This window comes from Salegentibacter sp. BLCTC (assembly GCF_015143665.1).
In the GTDB taxonomy this organism is placed as follows: domain Bacteria; phylum Bacteroidota; class Bacteroidia; order Flavobacteriales; family Flavobacteriaceae; genus Salegentibacter; species Salegentibacter maritimus.
Genome location: NZ_WYEW01000008.1, coordinates 217,661 through 243,061, shown reverse-complemented (window position 1 = coordinate 243,061; position 25,401 = coordinate 217,661). Strand labels below are relative to the sequence as shown.

Here is a 25,401-nt window from a genome sequence, read left to right as displayed (position 1 = left end):
AACTTTTTAAACAGCTTTATTTTATTAATTATATTCTATTTCTTCTCCCTGTTTCAGATTAAAACGCTTTCTAAAAGCATAAACCGAGGCATAGAGGAGTGGGGTATCCAGGGCGGCCACAATTACTTTAAACAAAAATCCGCTAAGTAACAACCCGCCAAATAGTTCCCATTCAATTTTATTAAAACTACAGAGCAAAAACAAGACCGAAAACGTATCTACAAACTGTGATAGGAAGGTAGAAAAGTTATTTCTAAGCCATAAATGTTTTCCTTTGGTTAGTCTTTTCCAAAAATGAAACAACTGGATATCTATATACTGTGCCAGTAAATAAGCAACCATAGAGGCAAAGACCGCTATAGTGGTAGCACCAAAAACCTGGGTAAACAAGGCATTGCTTATAGGTGACCATTCGGTTGCCGGTACGGCATCTGCAGTATAAACGATCAATAAGGAAAAGAGCGAGGCAAAAATACCCGTGGTCACAACCTGGTTTGCTTTTTTCTTACCGTAGATCTCACTAATTATATCGGTGATTAAAAAAGTAACCGGATAGGGGAGAATTCCTACAGAAATTTCAAAGGTATACAGTCCAAAAAAATTCCAGCTAAAAAACTTCTGAAAAATTAAGTTTGAAGCTACTAACGAAGCTATAAAAAGCCCGGCCAGGATTAAGTAGATGCGTTGCGCTGTAAGTTGGTCTTTTAGTAAAAGTTTATCCAAATTTATTTTTTAAGTCTTCCTGCAAAATTAGGGGTATGTGATTTTGTTTTACTTAATTTGCTGTGAAATTTACAGTCCAGCTTTAAAAAACTTTTCCTTACGTAGTTTGAATTCCCCAAAAATAGTACATATAGCCCTGGGAAGCAATGTGGGCAACCGCTTTGAGCTTCTGCAAAATGCACTGCATACAATATATTTAGAAATTGGCGAGATAAATAAGGTTTCTAAGGTTTATGAAACTCCTGCCTGGGGTTTTAGTGGAAATGCTTTTTTGAATGCCTGTATTACCGTTTCTACAAGATTTTCGGCTGAAGAGGTACTTCGCAAGTTGTTAAAGATAGAGGCCGATGCTGGCCGGGTACGTTCTGATGCTAAGACTTACCAAAACCGAAGCCTGGACCTGGATATTCTACTTTTTGAAAATGAAGTTTTAGAAACCAAAGATTTAGTGCTGCCGCACCCATCTATGCAAAACAGGAAGTTTGTTCTGCTGCCACTTGTCGATATCGCCGCTGATGAAATTCATCCTGTTTTTAAAGTTTCTATAGGAAATCTCTTGCAAGAAGTACAGGATAATTCGCAAATAAGTGCGATTTCTGAAAAACTTGAAATCCCCAAAAATAGTTTTCATTTAAATAAACTTAATTATATCGCCGTAGAAGGTAATATTGGAGCCGGGAAAACCAGTTTTTCGACTATGGTTTCTGAAGATTTTAATGCTAAACTTATATTAGAAAGATTTAAAGACAACCCGTTCCTCCCAAAATTTTATGAAAATAAAGAACGGTATGCGTTTCCTTTAGAAATGTCTTTTTTAGCCGATAGATACCAGCAGCTCTCCGATGATTTGGCGCAGTACGATCTTTTTAAAGATTTTGTGATATCAGATTATGATGTTTTTAAGTCGCTTATTTTTGCTAAAATCACCTTGCATGAAGATGAATATGCCCTGTACTACAAGCTTTTTCATTTAATGTACAAAGAACTGGTAAAACCAGACTTGTATATTTACCTCTATCAAAACACCGATAGGTTACTCGAGAATATCAAGGTTCGAGGTCGCGATTATGAGCAAAATATCCAGCCCGATTATTTAGTGGAAATTAATAAAAGCTATCTGAATTTTATAAAAACCCAAACCAATATGAAGGTGCAGATTATAGATATTTCAGGGAAAGATTTTGTAAATAACCGTGCCGATTATCTTTCTATTTTAGAAGAGATAAAAGCTTAATTGAAATAATACTAGTGGGCCATATAGGCTTGCTCCCTGTTATCTTGTGAGATTTTAGAAAATAAATCCCAAAGCACAACACCTACACTTACCGAGATATTTAAAGAATGCTTGGTGCCCAGTTGTGGAATTTCAATAATTCCATCACTGGCCGAAACTACCTTTTGCTGTACACCTTTTACTTCGTTACCAAAAATAACTGCTAACTTTTCACCGGCCTGGGCTTTAAAATTGTTTAGCATTACCGAACCTTCAGCTTGTTCAATAGCAAAAACTTTAGTTTGCTCTTTTTGTAGTTTTTCCACAACCTCCAGTGTGTCTTCAACATATTCCCAGGCAACCGTATCGGTGGCACCCAAAGCGGTTTTTTGAATGTCTTTATGCGGTGGTTTTGCAGTAATTCCGCACAGGTAGATTTTCTCGATCAAAAAAGCATCGGCACTTCTAAAAACCGAACCAATATTGTTTAAACTTCTAATATTGTCTAGCACCACAATAATGGGGGTTTTCTCAGCTTCTTTAAATTCTGAGACAGATTTACGATCTAATTCGCTGTTTTTTAACTTTCGATTTTCCATAGCACAAAAATAGGTTTTCCATCTTTTCTTCGGAAGACTTTTTACCATGCTTTTAATAGGCACCGCCAAAGGGTGTAATACCTCGAGGTAGATTACTTAAACTTTTAAAAATTACACTTAACTTGCAAAGAAAAATTCTCCTTGCCAAGACCCAAAAAATCATTAGAAGCCAATAAAGTTTCGTTTAAGGGAAGTTTTGAATCCCTAAAATTTGTTCCCCGGTTTTTTAAAGAAATCAGGAAGGTGAATCCGTGGCTCTTTTATGCTAATCTATTGTCGAGAACTGTAAATGCTGTACTTCCGGTAATTATCCTTATTGTGGGAAAATTGATTATCGATGAGGTGGTTTTACAAATTTCTGCTGAAACCAAAGACCTGGAAAGACTGTGGTGGTTGGTAGCCGCTGAATTAGGATTGGCTATTTTGTCTGATCTAATGAGTAGGGCCATTAACTTAACCGATGCGCTTCTTGGCGATCAATATTCAATAGATACTTCGGTTCGTATCATTAAAAAAACTTCAGAATTAAATTTAGATCAGTTAGAAGACGCTGAATTCTATGATAAATTAGAACGTGCCCGCCAACAAACTACGGGTAGGGTTGGGCTAATGTCTAATATTCTTACCCAGGCCGAAGATTTGGTGGTGATCTTTACCTTACTTGCCGGGGTAGTAGCTTTTGAGCCCTGGCTTATTATATTATTGGTAGTTTCGGTAGTTCCTACAATAATTAATGAAATTAAATTTAGCGGCACCAGTTATTCCCTGGCGCGAAGCTGGACACAGGAGCGTCGCGAACTCGATTATTTGCGTTATGCCGGTGCCAGCGATGTCACCGCGAAAGAGGTGAAGCTCTTTGGCCTTTCTAATTACCTGGCAGACCGATTTAAAAATCTTTCTGATACTTATTATTTAATGAGTAAGAAACTTGCGAAACAGCGTGCCGGCTGGGGCTCGCTATTTAATGTGATAGGTACGGGAGCTTATTACGGTGCTTATCTCTTGATTGTTTTTAGAACCGTAGCAGGAATCTTTAGCCTGGGCGATCTTACGTTTCTTTCCGGGTCTTTTAACAGGTTGAGGTCTAAATTACAGGGGTTTTTCACCCGTTTTACGGCTATTACTGAAAGCGCACTTTATCTTCAGGATTATTTTGAATTCCTGGATCTGAAATATTCCGAAGAATTGGAAAAAGAAAAATTATCCCTTCCGAAGAAAATAAAAAAAGGCTTCGAGTTTAAAAACGTAGGCTTTAAATATCCGAAATCTGAAGCCTGGGTGGTGCGCAATATAAACTTTGAATTAAAAGCTGGCGAAAAGCTGGCCTTTGTAGGCGAAAATGGTACTGGAAAAACCACGCTTATCAAATTATTACTTCGGTTTTATGAACCTACAGAAGGGGAAATTCTACTAGATGGCATCCCTGTAACACAATATAATCAAACCCAATATCAGCAATACTTCGGAGTGATTTTTCAGGATTTTGTAAAGTTTGAGCTTACGCTTCGGGAAAATATTGCCATGGGTGAAATTGAAGAAATTCGAAACCAGGAAAGAATAGACAGTGCCGCCGAGAAGAGTTTGGCCAATGAGGTGGTTTCTAATTTGCCCGGGGGGTATGACCAGCAGTTGGGTAAACGCTTTAAGCAGGGAAAGGATCTTTCGGGAGGGCAGTGGCAAAAAATAGCAATTGCACGTGCTTATATGAAAGATGCTGAGGTCTTAATTTTAGACGAACCCACTTCGGCCTTAGATGCAAGGGCCGAAACTGAAGCTTTTGACCGGTTTATTAAATTAACCGAAGGAAAAACTGCGGTTATTATTTCGCACCGCTTTAGTACGGTAAGAATTGCCGATAGAATTATGGTCTTAAAGAATGGTGCGGTATTGGAAATTGGAACCCACAGAGAACTTATGGAAAACGATAAACTTTATGCCGAATTGTTCAATTTACAGGCGCAGGGATATCAATAAAGTTAATTTCACTGTACTTTAATTTTTATTAAAAAAAATCTAACTTAGTACCTAGCCTCAAATTCAAATCTCTAAAAAAGAAAAAATGGGGCAATCACTATCGCAGATGTATATCCATCTGGTTTTTGGAACTAAATTCAGATATCCTTATATCAATGAAAATGTATCGGATTCTTTGCACGCTTACATCGCTGGCATATTAAAGAATTTGGAAAGTCCGGCGTTAAAGATCAATTCTGTGCCAGATCATATTCATATTCTCTTTCGGCTTTCTAAAAATTATTCACTGGCAAAAGTGGTTGAAGAGGTGAAGAAACAATCTTCAAAATGGATGAAGGAGCAGGGAGTTACAGGTTTTACCTGGCAAGGTGGTTATGGTGCGTTTTCGATAAGTAGTTACAAAGTTGAAATTGTAAAGAATTATATAATAAGACAACAAGAACATCATAAAATTGTGAGTTATAAAGATGAAGTCGAGAAGTTTATAAAAGATTATAAACTAAACAATTATGATACGAAGTATTTTTGGAGATAAGTAGCGAGGTGTTTCAGGCCTTCAGCCTGAGGATTTATGTGGTTGAGATGTGAGTTGCGTGTAGCGGCTATTTCTCAAGAAGCGAAGCTACTCGTTGTGCTGTGTAAGGCCTGCAGCCTTACTTTTAGTTATGCTGCTCTAAATAAACTATATGTTAGTAGTTTTAGAAAAGCCTGAAAGGCTAATACACTTTAACCATACACGCCGTCTCGGTTACATCTCAGCCTGAAGGGCTGAAACAGAAAAGTATATACATGAAAATTAAACACTACGGCATACCTGGAACTGATGTTTCATTGAAAGGAAGATGGATGCAAGAACTTTTAATAGGCAATGCTCCGGCCGAATTACAGGAACTGCAAGGAAAAAAAGGATTACTCTTTTCGAAAGTAGTTTTAGATAAATTTATTGAAGAAGATGCTAAACACGGAAATTCTGTTTTAGTTACGGGTGAGAATCGTTCGTTAAGGACTTTTTCCAGTGGTGAAAAGCGAAAAGTTTTACTGAATTATTTATTGTTGCAAGAACCAGATTTTCTGGTTTTGGACAATGCATTTGATAGTTTAGATAAAACTTCAGTTAAGGCGTTAAGATCAAGCCTGGAAAGAGTTTCAGTTGAAACCGCTATAATACAATTATTCAATAGGCAGGAAGATTTATTGCCATTTATAGGTTCAATTTTAAGAGTGGAGAACCAAGATATCACAAATTTAATGTCTGTTTCTGAATTCCTGGAAGCCCGGGGCCAAACAGCGTTTTCAGCTATATCAACAATTCCACCGGCACCCAATGTTTTTTCTGAAATTCCGGAGGTTTTAGTAAAAATGAATGAGGTTTCTGTTTCGTATAAGGAAAAACCTATTTTAAAAGATATTAACTGGGAAATTAAGAAAGCTGACTTTTGGCAACTTATTGGGCCCAACGGATCTGGAAAAACCACCTTGCTTTCTATGATTTATGGTGATAATCCAAAGGCTTATGGTGTAGATTTATATCTTTTTGGTAGTAAAAAAGGTAGCGGCGAAAGTGTGTGGGAAATAAAGAAAAAAATCGGTTATTTCTCGCCTTCCCTTACCGAGCTTTTTACCCGAAGGAACAGCGTTCTGGAAATGTTAATTTCAGGGTTGCGAGATAGCATAGGCCTGTATCAAAAACCCAGCGATAAAGAAGTTAGAACTGCAAAAGCTTGGTTAAAGGTATTGGGAATAGAATCATTCTCCAGTGCTATTTTTACCGGTTTATCTGAACTTCAGCAAAGAATTGTTTTAATTGGGCGGGCTATGATTAAGCATCCGGCTTTGCTTATTTTAGATGAGCCCACCAATGCGCTAGACGATAAGAGTGCCCTGGAAATTATATCGCTTATTAAACTGATTGCTCGAGAAAGTGAAACTGCAATAATTTTTGTTTCACATAGGAAAGAAAAGGGCCTGGAGCCAAAAAAGATTTATCAATTAATTCCCACAGAAAATGGATCGATTGGGGAAATACTACCGGTATAATTGTGGAAAAAAATAAATAACTTATACGGGATATTTTCCTTTGAAAAAGTGGGATTCTGTACTTTAGCAAGAAATTAAAATTAAGCATTTTGGCAGCAAAAAAACCTCAGAAAGTTACCCCATTGATGAAGCAATACAATGCTATAAAGGCAAAGTATCCAGATGCCTTATTATTATTTAGGGTGGGCGATTTCTATGAGACTTTTGGTGAAGATGCGGTAAAAGCCGCCAGAATCCTTAATATTATTTGCACCAATAGGAATAATGGTGGCGAGCGCACCGAGCTGGCCGGGTTTCCCCATCATTCTTTAAATACCTATTTGCCAAAACTGGTAAAGGCCGGGGAGCGGGTAGCAATTTGCGACCAGCTGGAAGACCCTAAAATGACCAAGAAAATAGTGAAACGCGGGGTGACCGAGTTGGTGACCCCGGGTGTGGCTTTAAGCGATGAGGTGCTTCAGAGTAAATCGAATAATTTTTTATGTGCCATTCACTTCGGAAAGAAAATCTTTGGAGTTTCGTTTTTAGATGTTTCCACCGGCGAGTTTCTCACTGCACAGGGCAATTCAGAATATATAGATAAATTACTTCAGAATTTTAGCCCTAGTGAGGTCTTGATTCCGAAGAAAAACAAGAAAGATTTTGCGCAAATTTTTGGGGAAGACTTTCATACGTTCTACCTCGAAGATTGGATTTTTAAACAGGATTTTGCTTACGAGACCTTAAACGGGCATTTTCAAACAAAATCTTTAAAAGGTTTTGGGGTAGAGCACCTGGAAGAAGGCATTATTGCCTCGGGGGCTATTTTGCATTACCTGGCCGAAACCCAGCATCGCAAACTGCAGCATATTACCGCCATAAATCGTATTGCCGAAGAGGAATATGTTTGGATGGACCGCTTCACTATTAGAAACCTGGAACTATACCATTCTACTGCTGCCAATGCCGTAACCCTGTTGGATGTTATTGACAAAACAATCTCGCCAATGGGTGGTAGGTTGTTAAAACGTTGGCTTGCCCTTCCTTTAAAGAATGCCGATAAAGTGAAAAAACGCCATGAAGTGGTAGGATTTTTACTTGAAAATCCTTTGGTATTGGAAGAGATTCAGCAAAACATTAAAAAAATAAGCGACCTGGAGCGGTTAATTTCTAAGGTTGCTACGGGAAAAGTGACCCCGCGGGAGGTACTTCAGCTTAATCATTCATTACAGGCAATTATTCCTATTAAGGAATTAGCCCTAAAAAGCAAAAATGAAGCGATAAAAGTAATTGGCGATAATTTGCATGCCTGTGAGGTGCTTCGGGGCAAAATTACCGAAAGTTTGCACGAAGATGCGCCGGTAAATATTTTAAAAGGAAATTGTATAGCCGAAGGTTTTTCGGAAGAATTGGATGAATTGCGAAAAATAGCTTTTTCAGGTAAAGATTACCTGGATAATATGCTGAAGCGCGAAACCGAAACCACCGGGATTTCTTCGCTTAAAATAGGTAGTAATAATGTTTATGGGTTTTATATTGAAGTGCGTAACACCCATAAAGATAAAGTTCCAGAAAACTGGATTAGAAAACAAACCCTGGTGAATGCCGAGCGGTATATCACTGAAGAATTAAAGGAATATGAAGCCAAGATTCTAGGGGCAGAGGAGAAGATACTGCAGTTGGAGCAGCAGCTTTTTAGCAAGCTGGTAACTTGGATGAACGATTATATTCAACCGGTACAACAAAACGCCCAACTTATTGCGCAATTAGACTGTTTGTGTTCTTTTGCTGAACAGGCCAAGGCTGAAAATTATTGTAAGCCTGAGATTGAAGAAAATCACGATCTAAATATTGAGGAAGGCAGGCATCCGGTTATTGAAAAGCAATTGCCAATAGGAGAAGCTTATGTAACCAATAATGTTGTTTTAGATCGGGAAAACCAGCAGGTGATTATGATTACCGGCCCTAACATGAGTGGTAAGTCGGCGATATTGAGGCAAACCGCGCTTATTGTATTAATGGCACAAATGGGAAGTTTTGTACCGGCAAAAGCTGCTAATATTGGCCTGGTAGATAAGATTTTTACCCGCGTTGGGGCCAGCGATAATATTTCTATGGGCGAGTCTACTTTTATGGTAGAAATGAACGAGACTGCCAGTATCTTGAATAATATTTCAGACAGGAGTTTGGTGCTTCTAGACGAGATTGGCCGTGGGACCAGTACCTACGATGGTATTTCTATTGCCTGGGCTATAAGTGAATATTTACATGAACACCCTGCCAAACCTAAAACTCTGTTCGCAACGCATTATCATGAACTCAATGAAATGTGCGATACTTTTGAGCGGATCAAGAATTTTAATGTTTCGGTAAAAGAACTAAAAGACAATGTGCTTTTCCTTAGAAAGCTGGTACCTGGAGGTAGTGAGCATAGTTTTGGGATTCACGTGGCCAAAATGGCCGGAATGCCGCAACAGGTATTGCACCGAGCCAATAAAATTCTAAAAAAGCTGGAAAAGTCGCATAAAATGGAAGACTCAGGGGAGCTTTTAAAGAAATCGGCCGAAGAAGAGATGCAGCTAAGTTTTTTTAATCTAGATGATCCTATTCTGCAAGAATTAAAAGAAGAGGTTTTACATATAGATATAGACACACTTACACCGGTAGAGGCTTTAATGAAGTTAAACGAGATTAAAAGAACCCTTGTAGGTAAAGAAAAGTCTAAAGAGAAGGCTTAGATGGTTTTCTGTTGGCGGTTGTGGGGTTTTTAGTAAAAAATAGTGAGGAAGAGTATTAAGTATTGGTAAACAATGAGTTGTAAATTTTCAATTTAGGCTATGAATTACTGAAGGAATTTTTTCTTTAAGTTTTTCTTTATTTTTTTAAAAAAGCCTTTGACATTATAAGATTTATATTAAATTTGCATCCGCAATACGCTATTGCAGTCACTAAAAATGTGGAAGTTCTTTTAAACACGCGAAAATAGCTCAGTTGGTAGAGCGCCACCTTGCCAAGGTGGAGGTCGCGGGTTCGAATCCCGTTTTTCGCTCATATAAAATATACCACGCTCGGGTGGTGGAATTGGTAGACACGTTGGACTTAAAATCCAATGGCCATTATGGCCGTACGGGTTCAAGTCCCGTCCCGAGTACTTTTAAAACCTGTAACAGCACTATTCATCAATGCTTTACAGGTTTTTTTATGCCTTAATGACAAATATTTGACAAAGAATATTAAAAGCAACTACAATTACAGCCCTTATTTATAATTCTAACCGGATTAAGAATTCTGAATAGTAAACCAGATTATTCCCAATAAGTTCAATATTACCAAAACCAATAAAAAAACTAATATGCTTTTTATATGACTCAAATTTTTGGAGACCTGGAATTGATAAAATGTCTGCCTTTCGAAGAGTTCTCTATCGGTTAAATCTTTATACACATTGTTTAATTGGTGGGCAAAATTAATTTTGTTCTTTTCTATTTCCATTTTCGGGAGGTTTTAGATTAGGGAAGTTAGCAAAAAAGATCATTAATGATTTTAATTGAGTTTGTAGAATTCACTTTTACAGTTGTATCTTGAAAAAGATTGATTAATCAAGATAATGCCTAACCATACCTTCCCCTTTTTTATGGTTTCCGAAAACTCTTTTTTTATATGTAAGAAAACTTAATTTTACTGCTACTCGCAGAATCTTCGGGTTTTACTTTAATTGTTGGTTACTTAACTCATAACAGGTAACCCTGAAGTTTTGTTTTCTTACGCGTGAACAGAGTGGGATATAGATAAATTCATAAACAAAAAAATGTATTTCATATTATTTGTTTTTTCATTTATAGCCTGAAACACTGATTCCTATTACGGTTTCCCGTAATTATTATTGAACAATAGCCTTTATCTTGCCATTCGAAATGCAGGAAGGCTTTTTCCCTACTTCAAACTACCTACTTGCCACTAATTAACAACTCAGTTTTCAAGTTGTACCTCGAATAACAAGCATTTACGAAGTGAACAGAAAAATTAGAAATATATTTTTGAGTTTAAGCTTAGTATTAAATTTAATAATTTTAGGTTTCTATGGGAATACAATTTATATAGAGAGCAGGAAATTAGCAAGTAATTTCATTTCAGATTACCAAATCAATAATGCTACTTCTGACCTCCAGTATTTTAAAGGATTAAAATTCAATATAAATGGAAAATATCATAGTGAAGAAAGTTTTTCACGTTTACCCTTATATTATAAAAAAATAGTTAGACCAAAAGTTTGGAGTTTAAGTAAAAACTCTTCTGGTATATCTATTAGATTCAAAACTAATTCACCGGATATTTCAGTTAAATGGGAACTATCAAATTTCTCAGATAATTCCAATATGAACAGAATCGGTGTAAGTGGTTTAGACCTATATTGCTCAGTAGATAACAAATGGCAATATGTTATGTCTGGTATTCCAACTAGGCAAATAAATGAACAACTTCTTATATCCGATATGGATACTATCACAAAAGATTTTATGATTAATTTACCATTATATGATGGCATTGAAAATATTGAAATTGGAATTAAGGACGGGTTTAAAATATCCAAGAGTGGTAATAATTTCAAAACAGATAATCCAATAGTGTTTTATGGCACTTCAATAACACAGGGAGGAAGTGCTTCACGACCGGGTTTAGCATATCCCTCAATAATAAGTAGAAATTTAAATATTGAAACAATAAACTTAGGGTTTAGTGGAAATGGAAAATTTGAAAAGTCTGTTGGGCTTGCATTATGCGAAATTGATGCAGAAATGTATGTAATAGATTGCACTCCAAATTCTTCGCCTGAAGTCATTAAGAAAAACGCCCTTGAATTAATAATGCAAATCAAAACTTGTAAGCCAAATACTCCAATATTACTTGTAGAAAGTATAATAAGAGAATATTCATATTTTCAAAAAACAGACAAGTCAATATTTGGTGGTTTGAAATACATTGAGGCACAGAATAATGAATTACGAGAATCTTATGAAAAAGCACTTAAAAAAGGCATTGTTGGCTTATACTATTTGTCAAGTGAAGGCCTGATAGGATATGACCACGAAGGAACAGTAGATGGAACACATCTAAATGATTTAGGGATGCAGAGAATTGCAGATAAAATAGGAAAGGAAATAACTAAGATATTGAATTGAATATTTTAGTGCAGAGTATTGCCTTTTTTATGGTTTCCGAAAACTCTTTTTTATCGTGTAAAGACAATCTGAAAGAATGTTTGATTAATCAAGTTTTTAGGGTGTCTAATTTGTCTATTCCGGCTAAAGGTTGAAAAAATCTTACAATTATCTTTTTTAGATGTTAACATTTGTTATCAATTTATTTCCTGAATAACCCTTAGTGACTCCATAGTGTGTTTTTTGTCAGTTCTTCGCAGTTTCTTCACTGTTAAACCTATTTCATTAAAAAAAGTTCTTCAATATCCCTGACTGTAAAACGTTCTGCTTTCTTTATTTCTTTGAGTAACCTTTTATATTTTTTAGTTGGTTTGCCATTGTAGTATTTTCTAAAATGTTTGCTGTAAATCTGTTCGTAATACTTTTCTTGATCAAAATAACAGCCGTAAATCTTTTCTATTTGTCTCCATTTTTTACTTTGGATCTGTTTAGAGTACATCGCCCCGGGTAATTTAGAACGGTGCATAAATCTACCGTTCATTAAATGGAGTTTCCTGCATCTTTTTTGAGTAAATGGACAAATGAAATACCATATTTTGCCATTGCCAATATTAGAGGGTAACCATTTCAGGGCTACGGTGTAATTATAGTCTATTTGGTTACAGGTATAAATTAAACGTATGGTGCTTAATTCATTTTCTTTTATCTGTGATTCAATACTTATACTGCTGGTTTTTTTCCGTTCGTACTCCAAGTAATTGTACCCCATTTTTTAGTATTTACTTTGAAGTAACCCCATTTATTGAGGTTTTGAGTACTTATATGTTTTTCCTCATCTATTAAATATGGAAATGTTGAGAATTTTGGCATAGTGTAGAGTTTATTTAAACCTAAATCATTAGGGAATTTGAGTAATGTTAAGGCAATCAATTAATTTCAAATAATGTCTTTTGCGAAGGGTTGTAAAGTCGTTCTTGTTTTAATTTTTGGTTGTTATAACTGTTTCGAATATTGTGGGCAATCTCTATTATTTGGGTTTTATGATCTGCATTTTTCCAAAGTCTCGAAAGTTGCTTTCTTTTAACCTCATTAAATACTTTCTTATCTGTTTTATAGTAATATTTTAACCCGGTGTGAGAGAGTAAAAAACTATCCTTTTTCTGCATAGAAATATTTAACCCAGTAACCTTGCAAAACTGTCTATTTGGGTCTGATTTTATAGAGGTGCTAACTACCGTTTTTAACCGTATACTTAAAGGGTTAATTTCGGTAGTTTCGGTGTTTAGAAAATCTGCTTTTTCCTTTACCAATTCTGCTATTTTAAATTTAATGTTTTCCGGGTTGGTTTCTATTAATCTGTTGAGGTTGTTTCTGTGATATTTTAGGCTTTCATAATTGAGGTTTTCCCAATAATTGGGGTTGCTGTATTGATGCTCGTATTTAGTGCCTTTTAAGGCTTTAAAATCGTAAAAAATAACATTTTGCCATTGCTTTAAAAGTTCGGGTTTGAAGTTTATTAAACCAAAGTTTATAAGATCATCAAGGGTTTTGATTCCCTTTTGTTTTAGTTCGTGCATTTTCAAATATTTCAATTCAATTCTTAAAACCTCATCTTGAATTTTAAACCCCTTGTTTTTATAGTGGGTTTTCTTATCGTAGATTTTTAAAATATGCCTTTGGTGCTTTGCCTGGATATAGTTTCCCTCATCTTTGGTATCTATCCATTTAAAACGGTCTGTTTTGTGTATTAGGCAATGTTTTAGAATGGTTTTAGTCTTTGAAGGTGGTTTTATATTAACTCCAATTTCCAACTGTCTTAAAACGCAGTATTTCGGCTCAATAAAAAACTTGTTTTTAAGGTCGGTTAAAACCTCTTTTACCTCAACTATTCCAAAATCGTTAAAATTGTGTGCGCCTTTATTCCAGTATTTATGCAAACTACCTTCAACCGTTATACGTTGTTCCGGGTGCGCGGTTGTAGATTCGTAAACTCTAAATTCTAAACCTCTGAAATAAGCATTTTTATATTTTCCCAGTTCGCCCGTTTTGCTGTTTACTTTGTAATGAAAATCTAATAGGCTGTTTTGCTCCAGTGTGTTGGGGTTTATTCCTAAAAGATCGTATTTAACAAAGTCAATCAATTAATTTCTTATATTTGGGGTATTGGGTATGCGTTGCCGTATTCCCGAACATTTGAACACTTAAAGAGGGGTTATGCGCCCCTCTTTTTGTTTTTGGTGTGAATTACTTTATGAGTGGTAAAATGTGCCTTAAATCGGCTGTATAGAAGTTTTGGAAATAGTAAACCGTTGCCTGGCTCTCATCTTCTGCAAGTTTTAAAATGATGAGGTGTTTTTTATAATTGCTATCGCCTTTATAAATATTCTCTTTCGCGGTTTTAAATAAACCTGTTATTGGTCTACTCCATTTGTTGCCCTCTCTTTTCTTTAGCCAATAATCGGGCATTGACCTGGCAAATTTTCGGTCTTTTTGAATGTTGATTTTATCGGATAATAAAGAATTTCCGTTTTTAACCTGGTCTAATTCGTAATGCTTAACACTTGCATACTTGCCGGGGTTAATTTCTGTAAAGGTGTGTATTGTTGGGGTTGGTATCGTTGCCATTTTTCCGGGGTTTTACAGTTCTTGAATTGCCTGTTCTACTTCCGAACGTTTGTAATATACCCGGTTGCCTAAACCGTGCCTTTTGAGTTTACCGGCCTTGCCCCAATTGTGAATTGTTGAAATATCAACTTTAAGCAATTTGGCGACCTCAGCGCGTGAAAGATATTCTTCCGGCTCTTTGGGTTGGTATTGCTTTTTAAGTTCTTCTAATTGACTTTTAACCCCTTGTAATATTGCTTCTTGTAGTTGCTCCGGGGTGGTCTGAATAAATTGTACTTGTTGCATAACTCTTTCTTTTAATGGTTATGCAACAAATAGAAGTTAGGTTAAATTTAGGTTTTCCCTAAAACGTATTAAGTAGGTTTATTTCTGTGGTGTGAAGCCTAACTTTATAAGAGTTTGTTGAATTGTATCAACTTTCTTAATTGAATTTAGAGGGTTGTTTTTTTGATCTACTTCAGGATTAGAAATAGGATTAAGATAAGATTGTGCGGTTTTTTGCGGTATTCCAGTAATTGCGCTAATTACCATTGCTAAAGAATTAGTAGAATTTCTAAAAGGTTCTTTTTCTTTTAAATGGTCTAAAATTCCTAGTTGTTGTAAGTAAATAATTTTTTCCGTGCCCTTGGTATTGCTTAAATCTAAATCTTCTTTGCTTTCAAGGTGGTCTAAAGAATGTTGCAGTTTAATTGAACTATCTAATAAATACAATTTCTTGGATAAAAAATGATATTTCAATTTAGCATTTGTAATTTCTTTATGGACTTGACTATAAAATAATTTTTTGGGGTATTTCTTAGTTTTTTCTAAGTGATCAAAATATCTCATCATAATATCCAGTCTCTTAACCCTATATGCATTTAGGTCTTTAATAAAATTAATCTCTAAATCTGCATAATTGGTTACGGGGTATTCAATATTATTTAAAATATCCTCATCTGTAGTTAGAAAGGGTGTGGAAGGTATTTCCGTATAGTTCTCACAATATTCTGCAAAAACAATTTCATAGTTACTTATAAATTTTGGGTAATCGCAGGCCTTGTAGACTGCTAAATTTTGTTTTATTTGGGTATCTGTAAGAATCATTTGAACAAATATTTTGCGTTGCCGTTACTAAGATATAAAAAACCCCTTGCCAGTTCGCAAAGGGCGTTTGTAAGATTATTTTAAGCGTTCTTTAATCTGTTCAGGTGTAAAAGTTACCGGAAGTCCTTTTGCTAATCTTTCGGCCTTTAAATTGGCTATAATGTGGTTTTGCTCTTTTACTTTATTTTCTAAGTAATTATTTATTGAATTTTTCATTATCCTGGTTTTTTAATTCGTTTCTTAACTGAGTTCTTATAATTTTTCTTTCTTTAAAAGAGTAGGTTTCGCGGTGTTCTAGATAGGTTTTAATCTTGTCTAAAGTTGAATTCATAATACTATTTATTTTCTATTATACAATTGCTCCAAAAAAATAGGATAGAACGGTTAAAACTATTCCGATAATTAGAAGCCAGAAAAACCAATCTAAAGTAGTATCTATTCCCTTTAAATGCTTATTGGCCTGTTTTTGTAGAAGTATCATTTTTTCTTCGTTGCTTTCAATTTGTTCAAAATCTAAGTCTACTTTTTTGTTGTGTTGCGACCTGGAATAGATCGCGTAAATTAAAATAGCAAAGACTATAATTCCAGTTAGTAAAACGTATTCCATATTTATTAAATTTATTGATTAGACGCGTTTTTAATTACCTTCATTTCCGGCTCTCTGTCATCCTTTATAGTTTCGTAAAACTGCATAAATAAGTCTGCGTTGAGGTCTTTATCTTCGCGCTTGTTTATATACTCCAGGAACAAACTTTCTTTAGAGTGGCCGGTAATACCAATTAAAACCGGGGTTGGTATTTTCTTATAATAATTAGTTGCAAATGATCTTCTAAAAGAGTGTGAAGTGATTAACTCGTATTTTGGGTAGAAGTCTAATTTTTTGCGTTTGGTTTTTGCATCATATTTTTTGCCTTGTACCTCATCCTCAATTTTGGCAAGTTTGCAAACATCTTTAATATGCTTATTTAATTTTTGCTGTGATATTTTATAGGGAAAATCATTTTCAACAATATTTTTAACGTGCGTGTTAACAACCCCAACCGTTATAAATTTTCCTGTTTTCTTTTGTTCAATATCAATATATAAACGGTTGTTTTTATACCGTAAATCGTCCGGGGTTAACCTTAAGAGATCGCTTGCTCTTTGTCCTATCTCGCAACCAATTAACAACCATTTACGCGCGTTATCCTGTGCCGGGGTTTCCAGTTTTGCGGTGCTTATTTGGTTCAATTCTTCAAATGATAGGGTTTGTATATACCTATCCTCATTTTGCTCTTTAAAACCTTCTATTTTGTGCGCGTAATCATTAATTTTTATATCCAGTTTTTCAGCATCTAAACAAACGGTTTTAAGATTGTCTAATATTTTGCCTGCGTAATTAGTGGAATAGTTTTTTGTATTAAATAGCCAGTTTGTAAAACGGTCAATAAAGGCCTTGTTTATATCTTGGAAATGGATTTTGCTTTTAATTACTTTTTGATAATCTTCAATAGTCTTTTTAAAACTCTTGTAACCTGTAACCCTGCGCTCTGAAAGTCCTATTTTGTTACTGCCTTTAATTTTTCGGGTGTTAGCATTATCAATTATGTACTGTATGTGATTAGTTAAAAGGCTTTGATCTGTTTTTTTAACCCGGCTAAAACATTTATCAATATTTTCCTTTAACCAATTAACATCAATTAATTGCCCGGCTGCCTGTGCATCATTAACAGCATTATATACAAACTCCTGCAACCTGTTCAATTTGCTGAAGGTTTTTTTATTGGGAACTGAATTTTGTTTGGGTCGTTTTGTGGCCTTGCTCCAGTCTTTTGGGTGTACTGTGAAGCCTGAAGGCGTAGAAATTACATTGCCTTCCTCTAAAGAAACGTATATAAATATTGAGACGGGTTTATTTGCCTTACTGCGTATTCTAAAATTAACGGTTGCCATAATTTGAAGTATTGAACATTTGAACAATACTAAATTACTCTAATTTGTCAACTTGACAAAGACTTGACAAAGGAATTTTAGTAACTATTCTATTTCATTCAATTTGTTTAAGAACTTATAAAGCATTGATAATATTGATATTTGTAATAAATACGGTAGGTTGTTGAGGTTTTTTAGTAGTTCCCGAAATGCTCTAAATATAGGGTTTCCTCTCCCGTCCCGAGTACTTAAAGCCTTGTTAATCGACTGATTTTCAAGGCTTTTTTGTTTTATGGGGCTACGTTTAGGGCAACCGGATGTGATTGTATTTATAAGAGTGGAAACTTAAATATTATTTTTAGATCTGATTGTATTTGTACAATATACCGTGCCGCCGGCAAAATTCACTATTCCTCATTTCGTCATAAAGTATAATACGCTGTCTATAGTCCAAGTCTGGTTTCAATTCGATTAAATTCCTCCAGTTGTTCATCAATTCCTCTTTCTTCTGGGCCAACCTGGATCGTTTGTCCTTCTTGGACTTTTCCTTGGTTTTTGATTCGCTGGATATCATTCTCCAATCCAGCTGTACGTCTTGGTAAGCTTTCAAAAGGGTTTTCAGCTCCAAATACATCTCGCTCCCTTCTTCGAATTGCAGACTCCTCTTCTCCAAGTTCTTCTGCCTTTCGAGAATATCTTTCTTCCAGGACAAAATATCTGCATTTAAGTTCTGCTGAAGCTGCTTGTTCTCTTGACTCAGATTCTGCAAGTTTTTTTTCCTCTCGTTCAAATTCTGAATATAAACCTCTTTTTTCTTCCTTTTCCATTCTTGCCAATCCTGATTTTGCTGATTCTGCAAGTCTTCCAACTCTTTCAACTTCTGATCTAAGCTGGTTTTCAATTTCTTTAAATGTATCTGATTCCAAACATTGTTTAATTGTTCGTATAAGCTCTCGAATTCTTCCTGCTCGGCAATTGAAAGATTCTTGCTGAAACTCTCTTTGCTTTTCTGCAAGTGAGTGTAGTTTTTTTCTACCTGTATTGGTAATTGATAAGTAGTCGGTGTAGAATTCTTCATTATTAAAAACCCAATTAGTGTTTTGACCTAGTTCAATAAGCTCTTTTAATTTCTCCCTATCTACGACTGGTAGATCGATCCTAATGGTATCTATACTAATATGGATTAATTTCGATTTTTTCTCATCATCTATTGGGTGGGCAAAAACAATCTCAATAAATAATTTAGGATCGCCATTATGGTCATAGAAGGTTAAATCTGGTCTTATGTAGTAGTTCTTTTTTTGAGCTCCTGCTTTAGCTCCAGACTGTATTTTTCCATTTTCATCTATAAAAAAAGTTTGTTGTGCTTTAATTATTTTCGAGGTAATATTTTTTGCCTCCTGAAGTAATAAGGGAGGTTCAAAAGAACCAGAATCCGGATATTTGATTACCGGAGGAACTAATATAGATCCTTGTTTTATTATAATTTTTTCAACAAGCCTTTCTAGATATCTTCTAACATTAAAATCACATTTGAAATTATCTTTTTCTTTTGAATCAACTATATGTCTAAAATAGGATTTGTGATCAGGATTTTTCCGTCTTCTAACAGCTTCCAATGGTCGTTCGCATCCAATACAAGTATACCCTCTTCTGCCGCTTTCAGCATTTTGGATATAGATATCCTTCCCGGCAAGAGAAGCAAATTGAGTATCAAATTTTTCGATCTCCATTTTCGCAAATTTCAATATTATCTATTTATTTCATAAGCCTATCCGTCTCCTTAAGCCGAAGAAACTTAAATCCTGCGTACTCTGTGGGATTTTTATTTTTTAATCTGCAAATAAAGTTTCAATGTTGATTTTATTATTAGGAAAGTAGGGTAGCCTAAATAAGATTAACATAATTACTAAAAATAATTATGATTTCCTATAAAAAAATAGGGGGAAACCCGTGGTTAAATAAAGGTTTTGAAATCTTTGGAAATTTTTTCTACTACGTAAGCAGGAATATTTAACTCTTCGGTAATTCGCGGCCATTCAGAAATCTGCTCCTGAACTTTTTCAATAATCCCTCTAGGGTTTTTTACTGAAAATTCTTCTGCTAATCCAAGTAAATCCTTTAACTGGATGTTATCCCGTTTATTATTAATAGACAGCGCACGACTCACTTTATGATAATTAAAATCTACGTTTAATGGGTAGGTGAGGTCATAGGTAGGAGCGAGGTTCCATTTGTCAGAATTCTTATCATATATAAAAGAATGATTTTTTAGGTGATCATCAATATTGGCAAAAACCAGATTAAAAATCATTCGTTTGTAAAGTTCCTGTATCTCATTGTAGGGTACTTTTAGATCCAGTGCTAATTTGAAAAGATTTTCATAGCTGGAGTTTTCTGGTTTTTGAAAGTCCCATCCGGTCAGTCCGCTAGCGGTTAAAACGTGTTGTTTTGTTCCATTTTGCCTATCATATCTCAGCGTAGTAAAATGTTTGTTGTTAATTAATTTAGAAGGCATCATTATTATTCCTGCAGCGGTAGCCATCTTGTAGTAAGCATATTCTATAACTTCTTTATTGTAATTACCTTCGTTTAAAGAGAGCTTTACCAGATAATGCTTGTAATCTTTAGAGGAAACAATATCTCCAGGAATAATCTCTCCTGTTTCAATGTTTTTTGAAATTAAAAGTTTTGGTCTGGCACCACCGGCAGAGGTGCCCATTTTGAAAATATTTAGTAAAGCCAGGTTATCAAAATTCTTTTCTGAAGTCTCTTCTTTCTGATCAATTACTTTTTTTAATACTTCAATTATTTGTTCAAGGTCAATTGCTGAAGTTTTGGGAATATTTTGTGCCGGTTCATATTCCAGAGCACCCATACCACGATTAGCTACATAGGTTAACTGCTCCAGTGGGGTGAGTTTAGTTTTATCTTTGTTATTAGCTTCAAACCATTCCTTAAAGATGATATTTCCAAACATATCTGGAAGGGAATCTGCTATGGCTGGAGGTAAACCTTTAAAAGTATTTCCTTCATATTCGGAGAATACCTGAACTGGTTTTATTCGTTTAATGATATACGGAAAAATATTTTGTAATTGATTTGTTTCTAAAAATTTTGGATTATACTGAAAGAAACTTTTTTGCTGATCTAAATCGTAACCTAACTTTCCTATCTCCCTATCAAAAAGCTTTACATTTAGAATAGTATTTTTAGCCATAATGATTAATATAAAGAGCTAGTAGTATTTTGGTCGTTGTAGGATTTTAAGCCACTATAAAACTTGCTTAGATCATCAAAATGATGAGCGATTTTTAAAATGGTATCAATGGTTGAATTTTTACCATTTTCAATTTTTTGAATGGTATAGCGAGAAATACCTAATTTATCTGCTAATTCTTGTTGGGTCAATCCAAAACGGTCCCTCTGAACTTTACACCATTTACCAAGTTCCTCTTTAGTTTGTTTTATAGTGATTAATTCTATCATTATGTATGTTATAATAAACAAATATAACTAAAAAGTAAGTTTTGTGGATTAAAATAAACCTAAATTGTGATTAAACTTCATTGGTGCCGCCAAAGGCTGTAATACCCCGAGGTAGTTTAATTCCTGCCCCATATCTACCCTAACTTTCGCCGGGATCTATGCTGTTTTTATAACGTACAGGAAGTTAAATATAAAGTAAAAACTGCATAGGGCGTTATTCGATTTAGATAATAGGCCACCTGTACCTCGTATGGTCTTCTGAGAATATCCAGTTCTGTAAATACCAATGCTGCAAATTGTCAATCCTTTGTTAATCAAAATGGGAAAAAATATGGGCTGTGAGCCAATTTGGGATCAATAAAGTTCGCTCTGGTATCTGATTCAGATATCATATTTGCCATCAATTGTTATCTTTTTTAAGCGTATAATAGGTGCCCGGGCCTTTACCTCTTCGAATTATTAACTTATCTTCATTTACCAATTCAGCTAAAACCTCTGAAATTTTACTTGACTTAGCCTTGATTAATGGAGAGGCAGTACTTCTGTTTATAGTTTTGTGATCTAAAAGATAAAGAAGAATTTTTTTCAGGACTTAATCGTTCGTAATCGTCCGTAATCGGTCGATTGATTGACTGGAGTTTCCTTTTTGCGAACGATTTCGATATTTATAAAATCATTCTTTTCTTCTATTTTAGGAGTAGGTAGGCCATAATCTTTAAAGGAATTGATAATACGGTTAATTCTGCTTTCTCATTTCCATTAGAATCCAGTTATTTTAAATTATGATTTTTTCAGCCTGCAGCAAAAAAATACTCCTGCCAGCCAATCTTCTCTTATTTGATTTTTAACAATCCTCATCAGGATCTTGAACCGCACAATGATCGGCGTGCCAGGCATTTCTTTCGCCCATTGGTTTTTCCATTCCTATGGTAGTGTCGTGGCGGGTTTGATGTTCCATTTCTGAATTTATCTCAGCACCCATTAATACAATAAAAGCGGTTAAAAATAACCACAACATTAATATTGCTACGGCAGCAAAACTTCCGTAGAGATCATCATAACTTCCAAAATTGGCTACATACCACGAAAATAAAATAGAGCCGGCCAGCCAAATCAGGGAGCCAATTACCGCACCCCAGCTTACCCAACTAAATCTTGGATTTGTTCTGTATGGAGCAATTTTATAGAGCATACTTAAATTAAAAATTAAAATAAGTCCCAAAAATACCCAACGTAACCAGTTGAACATGTTTTCTAATTGTGGTGTTAAACCCAGGTTTTTTATGAGTAACGGGAAGAAAATCACAATTAATAAACTAATGAGTCCTATTACTAAACCTCCCAGGGTAAACAACAGGCTTAGCAGATTTTTCATGATAATTCCCCGGCCATCAATTTCATCGTAAGCAATATTAATACCTTGCAAAAGTGCACTTGTTCCTTTATTGGCACTCCAAATACTTATAAGAATACTAATAAATAACCCCCAACCAATTTCTTTTTTAGAACGTTCTAAAACAGGATCCAGGAAATCGGTTAGCATATTAAAAGACTGGTCGGGTAAAATAAGGTTTAGGTATGAAATCTGTTCTTCAATTTGCGAAGGTTCTAAAACCAGGCTATAGATGGAAATAGCAGCTACAATAGTGGGGAAAATTGCAAGAAAGAAATAAAAGGCAACCCCGGCTGAAATTATTTGTATATGGTCTAATTTCATTTCTCGAAATACACGTTTCCCAATGTCTATCCAGCCCGATAACGGGATTTGGTGTGGCCATTTAGCTTCTTCGCCCCGGTAATTATTTCTGTTTTTACTCATTTTATACATACTGGGTTTTTACCTCTATTTAAGTAAGCCTAATATTTTTTGAAAAAGGGAATCTTTATTTCGCTTATTGATTTTGCTTTTAAATTCCGGTGCTGGAGCCTTTCGGCGGATAGCTTGATTGGTTTCTAAGAGCATCAATTTGCTCCCTGGTAAATTCCGGTATCGGCATTTCGCGCTCTTTTCTCCAGTTTTCAACTTCAGCTTCGGCTCTGGCCGACTTTTCTTTAGAAAGCCCGGGATCTTTTCCGAAATAAATAGTTTGTGAAGGGAAAGCAAAATCGGTACCGCTGCGGTCTACAACTTCCATCATTCTAAGCATAAGGTCTTCGCGTATTTCCAGAAATTCTTCATAACTGCGTGCTTCTAAATAAGCAAAAACTTCAATATCTAAAGAGTGTGCGCCAAAACCTATAAAGCGAATCCTGGCCGGATCTTCATAAACTTTTGGATGTGAATAGAGTGTTTTTCGTAATTCGGTAAGTAAAAAACGCAATTGGTCTGATGAGGTTTCATACCTGAAATTTAGAATGCTTGCGAATCTAAATTTATCTCGATAGGCATAATTCTCTATGGTGTCTGATGAGAAAGCTCCATTGGGAATGGTGATAAGTGTACGATCCAGGGTTCGAATTCGTGTAGACCTAATCCCAATTTTTTCAATAGTTCCGGTAATTTCTCCCACTTTACAAAAATCACCTACTCTAATGGGCCTATCGGCTATTAAAGTTACACTTCCTACAAAGTTTTCTATAGTTTTTTGTGCACCAAGGGCCAGTGCTATACCACCAATTCCCAATGCTGCGAGGCCGGTGGTTACATCTACACCTATAGCCCCCAGAATTGCTATAATTCCAAAAGCTACAATAGCTATTTTAGCTGCACGTTGTAAAAATAGGACTATAGAAACCCCGGCAGGGTTTCCGCGTAAAAGCATTTTTTCCTGAGTTATCTTTCCAATAAAATCAGATAATCTCCATAAAAGGATAAGAATAGCAGCAATCCCTATGGTTATGGTAATGGCACTAAATTTCTGCCGTAGAATAAATGAAAGTTCAAGGTTTCTTGAAATAGATACAAATATCCATACCGCCATATAAAGTTTTACAGGTAGTTTCAGCGCAGTAATGATTCCTGAAATTGGCGAATGTCTTGCTTTTTTCCATATTTTCTTTAGTAGAAATATAATGACAGAAACTATTAGTCGCGAAATTAAATAGCTTATGGCAATAAGTATTACAGCAATTATCCATTGGCCGGCCGGAACCCCGCCCCATAGGTGCTTTTTTAAAACACCGGGCATTATTTCATCTATATATGTAGGGTTTTCCAGGTTAAGCGAGCTAATAGCCCTGGTAGTTTTAGAGGAAAAAAGCCATATGGGATGGCCGGATTCATCATCATATTTTTCTAAAAAAATAGGTATGGTCTCACCATTAACCTTTACACTACCAATTTGATCCAAATTTGCATCTATATCATCATCTAATTTGCCACTTTCTTCATTGCTAATTATGTAATAAGACTGTATGTTTCCTTTTTGGTCAAACAAACCTTGTAAAATCCTAATAACTCGCTCTTTCTCTTTTTCGGTAGAAATACCCGCCGGAAAATTTAAGTATTTAGCTGCTTTGTTATAGTTTAGCTCGGCCATCGCATCTATAAAACCATTTACCGCTCCTCTTGGCGTTCTTCTACCAAGGGGGTCTTTAGGGGTTTCCTTTGCTTCCTGCTCTTCATTTTGTGTTTTAGATAATGAGAATTGCGCCTGGATATCTATGCTTGAAAACAGCAAGAAACAAATAATAAAAATCTGATGTACGCGGGTTATTGACTTCATGAGTTGGCAGTTTTCAAACTTATGCCGAAGATAAGCAATTGTTTTTATCGCTTAGTTTTCTGGCTTCAGTTCTAACGTATTTCTAGAATTCAGACTTATAAATCTTCCTTAAAACTTGATCGTAAAATCTTTAAAGAAGGTTAAAGTTCTTGAAACAGCTTTTTTAAACCTGTAAATTATAGAATAGAGACTAAAATAATGAAAAATGGAAAAAATAGTAAAGATTAAAGAAGTGAAGCTTGTAACTCATGATGTTAAACAATTTATAGTAGAAAAGCCTGCTGGTTATACGTTTACCCCCGGTCACGCCACCGAAGTTTCTATAAATAAGCAAGAGTGGAAGGATGAAAAAAGGCCGTTTACCTTTACCAGCTTAAACGAAGACGATTATTTGGAATTTACAATTAAGATTTATCCAGATCATGATGGGGTGACTGAACAATTAGGTAAATTAAAACCGGGAGACGAATTAATTGTTCGCGATACCTGGGGTGCCATAGAATATAAAGGGCCGGGATATATTATTGCCGGGGGAGCAGGAATAACTCCATATATAGCGATGCTGCGCGAGCTTAAAGAAAAAAATAAGCTAGACGGAATAACTTTATTTTATTCTAATAAAACCGATAAAGACATTATTCTAAAAGAAGAATTGGATACTATGCTGGGGAAAAATGTAACTTATGTGATTACCGACCAAAAAGATACTCATTTTACCAAAGCTTATATAGATGAAGACTTCTTAAAAAAACATATAGATAATTTTGATGAAAAATTTTATGTATGTGGGCCGCCGAAAATGACAGAAGAGGTAGGCGAACTTTTAGAAAAATTAGGTGCGAATCCAGAGTCAGTAACCTTAGACGATCAGTAAAAAAAAGCATCCTTCAAGTAAAATTATTACTAAGAGAGGTTTTGCTTACCGGGTAGGGTTAATTGAG

Annotated in this window: 23 protein-coding genes and 2 tRNA genes; 9 read left to right on the top strand and 16 right to left on the bottom strand. The window is 35.3% G+C overall.

Annotated features, from left to right (window positions below):
* Positions 1-24 precede the first annotated feature (24 nt).
* Positions 25-723, bottom strand: a complete 699-nt coding sequence (locus GUB10_RS12050) for a queuosine precursor transporter (RefSeq protein WP_193711703.1) — start codon at positions 721-723, stop codon at positions 25-27.
* 106 nt (positions 724-829) lie between these two features.
* Between GUB10_RS12050 and folK the strand changes: the two genes are divergently transcribed.
* Positions 830-1,957 (top strand): 2-amino-4-hydroxy-6-hydroxymethyldihydropteridine diphosphokinase, encoded by a 1,128-nt coding sequence (folK, locus tag GUB10_RS12045; RefSeq protein ID WP_193711702.1) that lies wholly within the window; start codon positions 830-832, stop codon positions 1,955-1,957.
* Positions 1,958-1,968: 11 nt separating this feature from the next.
* Here the strand turns inward: folK and GUB10_RS12040 are convergent, their stop codons facing one another.
* Complete coding sequence (locus tag GUB10_RS12040) at positions 1,969-2,535, bottom strand: RNA methyltransferase (protein WP_193711701.1); 567 nt, start codon at positions 2,533-2,535, stop codon at positions 1,969-1,971.
* A gap of 141 nt (positions 2,536-2,676) precedes the next feature.
* On the opposite strand from GUB10_RS12040, the gene GUB10_RS12035 reads away from it, so the two are divergent.
* From GUB10_RS12035 to GUB10_RS12005, 7 genes are all read left to right on the top strand, one after another.
* Entirely contained in the window at positions 2,677-4,509 is a 1,833-nt protein-coding gene (locus tag GUB10_RS12035) for an ABC transporter ATP-binding protein (protein WP_193711700.1), read from the top strand.
* Between the two features lie 85 nt (positions 4,510-4,594).
* Positions 4,595-5,044, top strand: a complete 450-nt coding sequence (gene tnpA / locus GUB10_RS12030) for an IS200/IS605 family transposase (protein WP_193711699.1) — start codon at positions 4,595-4,597, stop codon at positions 5,042-5,044.
* A gap of 254 nt (positions 5,045-5,298) precedes the next feature.
* Complete coding sequence (locus GUB10_RS12025) at positions 5,299-6,546, top strand: ATP-binding cassette domain-containing protein (protein ID WP_193711698.1); 1,248 nt, start codon at positions 5,299-5,301, stop codon at positions 6,544-6,546.
* 125 nt (positions 6,547-6,671) lie between these two features.
* The gene (gene mutS, locus GUB10_RS12020; RefSeq protein WP_193711714.1) at positions 6,672-9,263 is read left to right on the top strand and encodes a DNA mismatch repair protein MutS; all 2,592 of its coding nucleotides are present in this window, start codon (positions 6,672-6,674) and stop codon (positions 9,261-9,263) included.
* Positions 9,264-9,501: 238 nt separating this feature from the next.
* Positions 9,502-9,574, top strand: a tRNA-Gly gene (locus GUB10_RS12015).
* A 17-nt stretch (positions 9,575-9,591) separates the two neighbouring features.
* Positions 9,592-9,676, top strand: a tRNA-Leu gene (locus GUB10_RS12010).
* Between the two features lie 859 nt (positions 9,677-10,535).
* Entirely contained in the window at positions 10,536-11,705 is a 1,170-nt protein-coding gene (locus GUB10_RS12005) for an SGNH/GDSL hydrolase family protein (protein ID WP_193711697.1), read from the top strand.
* A 256-nt stretch (positions 11,706-11,961) separates the two neighbouring features.
* Here the strand turns inward: GUB10_RS12005 and GUB10_RS12000 are convergent, their stop codons facing one another.
* From GUB10_RS12000 to GUB10_RS11940, 14 genes are all read right to left on the bottom strand, one after another.
* Entirely contained in the window at positions 11,962-12,453 is a 492-nt protein-coding gene (locus GUB10_RS12000; protein ID WP_227740381.1) for a hypothetical protein, read from the bottom strand.
* A gap of 157 nt (positions 12,454-12,610) precedes the next feature.
* Positions 12,611-13,825: a hypothetical protein gene (locus GUB10_RS11995; protein ID WP_193711696.1), complete on the bottom strand. Its 1,215-nt coding sequence runs from the start codon at positions 13,823-13,825 to the stop codon at positions 12,611-12,613.
* Between the two features lie 103 nt (positions 13,826-13,928).
* Entirely contained in the window at positions 13,929-14,309 is a 381-nt protein-coding gene (locus GUB10_RS11990; protein ID WP_193711695.1) for a hypothetical protein, read from the bottom strand.
* A 12-nt stretch (positions 14,310-14,321) separates the two neighbouring features.
* The gene (locus GUB10_RS11985; RefSeq protein WP_193711694.1) at positions 14,322-14,594 is read right to left on the bottom strand and encodes a helix-turn-helix domain-containing protein; all 273 of its coding nucleotides are present in this window, start codon (positions 14,592-14,594) and stop codon (positions 14,322-14,324) included.
* A gap of 78 nt (positions 14,595-14,672) precedes the next feature.
* Positions 14,673-15,395: a hypothetical protein gene (locus GUB10_RS11980; protein ID WP_193711693.1), complete on the bottom strand. Its 723-nt coding sequence runs from the start codon at positions 15,393-15,395 to the stop codon at positions 14,673-14,675.
* 75 nt (positions 15,396-15,470) lie between these two features.
* On the bottom strand, positions 15,471-15,611 hold the full coding sequence (locus GUB10_RS11975) for a hypothetical protein (protein ID WP_193711692.1): 141 nt from the start codon (positions 15,609-15,611) through the stop codon (positions 15,471-15,473).
* The gene (locus GUB10_RS16065; RefSeq protein WP_255528005.1) at positions 15,592-15,726 is read right to left on the bottom strand and encodes a hypothetical protein; all 135 of its coding nucleotides are present in this window, start codon (positions 15,724-15,726) and stop codon (positions 15,592-15,594) included. Before GUB10_RS16065 ends, GUB10_RS11975 begins: the two co-directional genes overlap by 20 nt.
* An 18-nt stretch (positions 15,727-15,744) precedes the next feature.
* The gene (locus GUB10_RS11970; RefSeq protein WP_193711691.1) at positions 15,745-16,002 is read right to left on the bottom strand and encodes a hypothetical protein; all 258 of its coding nucleotides are present in this window, start codon (positions 16,000-16,002) and stop codon (positions 15,745-15,747) included.
* An 11-nt stretch (positions 16,003-16,013) separates the two neighbouring features.
* Entirely contained in the window at positions 16,014-17,327 is a 1,314-nt protein-coding gene (locus GUB10_RS11965; RefSeq protein WP_193711690.1) for a tyrosine-type recombinase/integrase, read from the bottom strand.
* Between the two features lie 422 nt (positions 17,328-17,749).
* Entirely contained in the window at positions 17,750-19,039 is a 1,290-nt protein-coding gene (locus tag GUB10_RS11960) for a hypothetical protein (RefSeq protein WP_193711689.1), read from the bottom strand.
* A 224-nt stretch (positions 19,040-19,263) separates the two neighbouring features.
* On the bottom strand, positions 19,264-20,526 hold the full coding sequence (locus GUB10_RS11955) for a type II toxin-antitoxin system HipA family toxin (protein WP_193711688.1): 1,263 nt from the start codon (positions 20,524-20,526) through the stop codon (positions 19,264-19,266).
* 5 nt (positions 20,527-20,531) lie between these two features.
* Positions 20,532-20,795, bottom strand: a complete 264-nt coding sequence (locus GUB10_RS11950) for a helix-turn-helix domain-containing protein (protein WP_193711687.1) — start codon at positions 20,793-20,795, stop codon at positions 20,532-20,534.
* Between the two features lie 844 nt (positions 20,796-21,639).
* Positions 21,640-22,614 carry a YihY/virulence factor BrkB family protein gene (locus GUB10_RS11945; protein WP_193711686.1) on the bottom strand — a complete coding sequence of 325 codons (975 nt, stop codon included), beginning with the start codon at positions 22,612-22,614 and terminating at the stop codon, positions 21,640-21,642.
* A gap of 88 nt (positions 22,615-22,702) precedes the next feature.
* On the bottom strand, positions 22,703-24,460 hold the full coding sequence (locus GUB10_RS11940; protein ID WP_193711685.1) for a mechanosensitive ion channel family protein: 1,758 nt from the start codon (positions 24,458-24,460) through the stop codon (positions 22,703-22,705).
* Positions 24,461-24,665: 205 nt separating this feature from the next.
* On the opposite strand from GUB10_RS11940, the gene GUB10_RS11935 reads away from it, so the two are divergent.
* A complete protein-coding gene (locus tag GUB10_RS11935; protein WP_193711684.1) occupies positions 24,666-25,334 on the top strand; it encodes an FAD-binding oxidoreductase in 669 nt (222 codons plus the stop codon).
* The last annotated feature ends 67 nt before the right edge of the window (positions 25,335-25,401 follow it).